The sequence below is a fragment of the Streptomyces sp. SAS_270 genome, assembly GCF_052543295.1.
In genome coordinates, this window is record NZ_JBMNDS010000117.1 from 22,172 (window position 1) to 25,950 (window position 3,779).

Sequence of the window (3,779 nt, forward strand, 5' to 3'; positions counted from 1 at the left end):
GCGGTGCGCGTGAAGCGCACCGCCCCTTCGTCGTCCCGGGCCCGTCAGACCTGGGCCACCGCCACCGCGTCGTAGTCGGTGTCCGGTTTCGGCTCGACGTCGAAGCGCGCGTTCGGCAGGTAGAGACGGTCGCCCCACGCCGCGACCGTCGTCGGAATGCGGAAGCGCGCGTCGGTTATCCGGGCGATCGCCTTGCCCTTGGTGCCGGAGGCGTTCAGCCGGAACACGTCGATGAGGTTGTCCGCCTGCTGAACGGCGTAGAGGATCCGTCCCAGCAGCAACAGCCCGTCACCGTTGGGCAGTTTGGACGGTCCGAGGTCCACCGCGGTGGCCACCCCGGTACGGGGATCCACCCGCATCAGACCCCCGCCGCCCGCGATCGTGTTCACCACCAGCAGCGCCTTACCGTCGGGCGTGCGCTCGATGCCGTTGGCGGTGAAGTCGGGGCCCTGCACCCAGTCGCCGGTGAGCGGCAGGGTGGTGACGGCGCCGGATCGGCCGTGCGGACCCAACGCCAGCCCGTAGAGCACGGGTTGGTAGGTCTCGGTGAACCAGGCCGCACCGGGGGTGAGGACCACGTCGTTCACGAAGGTGCCGCCGACGGCGTACACCTTCTCGATCTTCCCGCTGCGCGCGTCGACCGTGCGCAGCTCGCCGCTCGAACCGCCGGCGAGGAAGAGTCTGCCGTGCAGGTCGATCTTCAGCCCCACGGTGGGGTGTTCGGCGCCGAGTCCCTTGCTGATGACGCAGCCACGCCCGGTGGCGAGGCTCGCGCGATAGATGTCGCCGTTCGCGAGGGACCCGAAGTACGCGAACGGAGTCCTGCCAATGGTGATGCCCTCGGGTGCGAAGCCGTCGGGCAACGGGAACTGGGCGGGCCAATGCTGTTCGGCCGCCTGGGCGGTGCCGCCCACAAGCGCTGTTCCTCCCAGCGCGGCAGCGGTGGTGAGCAGTGTTCGACGTGCGAAGGAACGGTGCATGGAGCGTCCTTCCGCGGAGTCCGGCAGCGGCCGGATCGATGGTCAACAGTCGCTGCCACCCCATCACATGACATCCGCCTCCGCAGCCTTTGGCCGGATTGCGGCGTGACATCTGTTTCCGGACGGATTGCACAGGGTTCCCCATTCAACTTCATTTCAAACGCAGTTGGCGAAAGCGGTCTGGACGAGTCGCCCGACGCGTAGCAGGGTGTGCCCCGAAGACGCGGCCCGGAGACGGGACTTGGCACCGCGTCGACCCGTTGCACGGCCACCCGCATGGACGAAGGGAGCGGCACGCGATGACCGACCAGGTACAGCCGGCGCAGGGCCCGGGAGCGTCCGGGCCGGGGCCCGACGGAGCGGGATTCACCTACCGAGGAGCCGAGCAGGAGCTGATCGTCGTCGCACGCTCGGAGGCCCGGCTGCGCGCCGGGACCGAGGGCGTTCGTTCGGCGGCCGGCGCCGACCTGTCGGCCCTCAACATGTTCCTCAGCGACGAACAGCTCGCCCTGGAACCGCTGTTCGGCAGTGAGGAGCGACTGCAGCAGTCCGCTGCGGCAGGCACCGAGAGCGTGCCCGACCTCGCGCTCTTCTACCGGGTGCGCGGCGTCGAGAGCCGTGCCCAGGAACTCCGTTCACGCATCGCCGCGCTGCCGGAGATCGACACGGCGTACGTGAAGCCGGGCGCCGTTCCCGCTTCGGTGGGTTCGGTGGGGCAGAGCGCGGACGAGACCCGCCGGCGCAAGGAAGGGGCGCCCGTCACCCCCGACTTCACCAGCCGCCAGGGCTATCTGCGACCCGCGCCCGAGGGCATCGACGCCCACTGGGCGTGGCAGCGGCCCGGCGGAACGGGTCAGGGCGTGACGGTGATCGACGTGGAGGGCGCCTGGCAGCTCGGCCACGAGGATCTGGCCGCGAAGCTCGCGGGCGTCGTCGTCGGCACACCGCTGACCGACATCGCCTGGCGCAACCACGGCACCGCCGTCATCGGCGTGATCGGTGGGGATCAGGGCGAACACGGGATCACCGGCATCGTGCCGGACGCGGTGACCGCCGCCGCGTCCTTCCAGGGCATCGGTTCGGCGGCCGCGATCCACGCGGCGGCCGAGCGGCTGAACCCCGGCGACATCATCCTGATCGAACTGCACGCCCCCGGGCCGCGGTTCGACTTCGAACAGCGCGACGACCAGCAGGGCTACATAGCGATCGAGTGGTGGCCCGACAACTACGCGGCCGTCCGGTACGCGACCGCCAAGGGCGTCATCGTGGTGGCGGCCGCGGGCAACGGCGCCGAGTCGCTCGACGACGCGGTGTACGAGCGCCGCCCGGACGAGTTCCCGGAGTGGTGGCGCAACCCGTTCAACCCCTCCAACCAGTCCTCCGGCGCGGTCCTGGTCGGCGCGGGCGCACCGCCGCCCGGCATGCACGGCCGCGACCACGGCCCGGACCGCTCACGGCTCGCGTTCTCCAACTACGGGGCACGCGTGGACGCGCAGGGCTGGGGCCGCGAGGTCACGACCACCGGCGGCTTCTGGGACCGGCCCGGCGACCTGCAGGGCGGCGCCGAGGAGATCGCCTGGTACACGGACACGTTCTCCGGGACCTCCTCCGCCTCGCCGGTGGTGGTCGGAGCCCTGGCCGCGCTGCAGGGAATGCTCAAGTCGGCGGGCCAGGAAACGATCTCGCCGGAACGTGCCCGCGCGGTGCTGCGGGCGACGGGTTCCCCGCAGCAGGACGCTCCGGGCCGGCCCGCGTCGCAGCGGATCGGCAACCGGCCGGACATCAGGGCGGCGGTCACCCATCTGCTGCCGGAGGCGGTCGGCTCGGGCCAGGCCGAGCGGTACTGGGACGAGCTGCTGCCGTATCCGCGTGAACTCCCGCCCAGGCTCAGGCTGTTCGTGGCCGGTGCCTGGCGCAACCTGAACAACCCGTCCCCCGAGATCCGCCAGGCGGTGCACACCGCGTTCGCGGGCGGACGGCCGGACGTACGTGTCTGGTTCTCGGACGACGAGATCGTCGGCCTGGTGGTCACGGGCTGAGGACCTGGTCGTCGGGGACCGACGGATCAACGCAACCAACCATTGATGGAAGGTGGCACCCGCATGAGCACGACCCCGCAGATGAGCCAGCAGGGACAGCAGTACGGCCAACAGCAGGGCCAGCAGGGCCCGAGCACGGCACCCCCGCAGCAGTTCGGACAGCAGCAGGGCATGGGCCAGCAACAGCAGCAGCCCTACAGCCAGCAGATGCAGCAGCCGTTCGGGCAGCAGATGCAGCAGCCCTACGGTCAGCAGGGCATCGGCCAGCAGCAGCCCTTCGGTCAGCAACAACAGCCGTACGGCCAGCAGGGCATCGGTCAGCAGCAGCAACTGCCGCCGCATCTTCAGCAGCAGCTCCAGCAGCTCGGCCAGCAGCAGCCGTTCCAGCAGTTGCTCCAGCAGCTCGGCGGCCAGCAGCAACAGCAGGGCCGGCCTCTGGTGCTGCAGAGCGCTGTCGAGGCACAGGCGCTGGCGAGCGGCATCGCCACGAAGTTCTGGGATGTCGTCACCCCGCTCCCGGGCCAGCCGTCGATCCTCTACCTGTTCATCAACAACACGTGGTACCCCCTGGTCAACCCGAACCAGGTCACGCACGACGAGGTACAGGAAGCCTTCGCCTTCGGGCAGCAGGTCATCGGGATCTACGACTCGAACACCAACGCCATCCAGGCCGTGATCGTCAACAAGCAGTAGCGGCCAAGGAGCGGTAGCAGCGCAGAGGGGGGGGGGGGGGGGGGGGGGGGGGGGGGGGGGGGGGGGG

3 protein-coding genes are annotated in these 3,779 nt (G+C 70.3%); 2 read left to right on the forward strand and 1 reads right to left on the reverse strand.

Annotated elements, in window-relative coordinates; genetic code table 11:
- Positions 1-44 precede the first annotated feature (44 nt).
- Positions 45-980, reverse strand: coding sequence for a superoxide dismutase (locus ACN6LB_RS42710; RefSeq protein ID WP_445030592.1), 936 nt, complete (start codon positions 978-980; stop codon positions 45-47).
- 299 nt (positions 981-1,279) lie between these two features.
- On the opposite strand from ACN6LB_RS42710, the gene ACN6LB_RS42715 reads away from it, so the two are divergent.
- Positions 1,280-3,019 (forward strand): S8 family peptidase, encoded by a 1,740-nt coding sequence (locus ACN6LB_RS42715; RefSeq protein WP_356139249.1) that lies wholly within the window; start codon positions 1,280-1,282, stop codon positions 3,017-3,019.
- Positions 3,020-3,082: 63 nt separating this feature from the next.
- The gene (locus ACN6LB_RS42720) at positions 3,083-3,712 is read left to right on the forward strand and encodes a hypothetical protein (RefSeq protein ID WP_445030593.1); all 630 of its coding nucleotides are present in this window, start codon (positions 3,083-3,085) and stop codon (positions 3,710-3,712) included.
- Positions 3,713-3,779: the final 67 nt, after the last annotated feature.